This window comes from Dulcicalothrix desertica PCC 7102 (assembly GCF_003991905.1).
Taxonomy (GTDB): Bacteria; Cyanobacteriota; Cyanobacteriia; order Cyanobacteriales; family Nostocaceae; genus Dulcicalothrix; species Dulcicalothrix desertica.
Genome location: NZ_RSCL01000013.1, coordinates 283,874 through 284,537 on the forward strand (window position 1 = coordinate 283,874; position 664 = coordinate 284,537).

A 664-nucleotide genomic window follows, 5' to 3' on the forward strand; every position below is an offset into this window, starting at 1 on the left:
GGTCTAATTTTCGGTAAATTTCAGCACAATTTTGCCCCGTGTTCGCTCATTGTCAACTTTTCGTTATATTGCTTAATCTTTGTAGTTTCCGGACAGGCGGTTAGCTATCCTACGGTATTATTTATTTTTTGGACTATCGAATTTCTCCTAAAGTCTATCACCGCAATTTTGTTCCAACTTTTATCAAATCGGCAGCCTTTTCTCCAATCATAATTGCCGATGCATTTGTGTTTCCTGTGATCATAGTTGGCATAATCGATGCATCAACAACTCGTAACCCTTCAATCCCCCGTACCTTGAGTTGAGGATCGACAACCGCCATTTGATCAATACCCATTTTGCACGTCCCAACAGGATGCCATGCCGTACCGCACGTTTGCCGAATATAATCTTCGATTGCTTTGTCGCTACGCACAGAACTCCCTGGAGCAATTTCCTCGCCCCGAAACTCATTAAACGCATCGGAGTACACAATTTGACGCAAAATTTTAAGTCCTTCAACCATTAGTTGCATGTCAGATTCTTTCTGAAGATAGTTGACCCGAATCAACGGTGGGTCGAAGGGGGAGGAGGAACGTAGTCTTACACTACCACGACTTTCGGGACGGGTGATGTAAAAGGGAAGGGTGAATGCCGGACCAGAGCGTGCATAGGCAGGATCGAC

At 44.7% G+C, this 664-nt stretch carries 1 protein-coding gene; it reads right to left on the reverse strand.

Annotated features, from left to right (window positions below):
• Positions 1–157: 157 nt before the first annotated feature.
• The coding region (locus DSM106972_RS53895) for a GMC family oxidoreductase (protein WP_233787915.1) at positions 158–664 on the reverse strand (507 nt) is incomplete at its 5' end.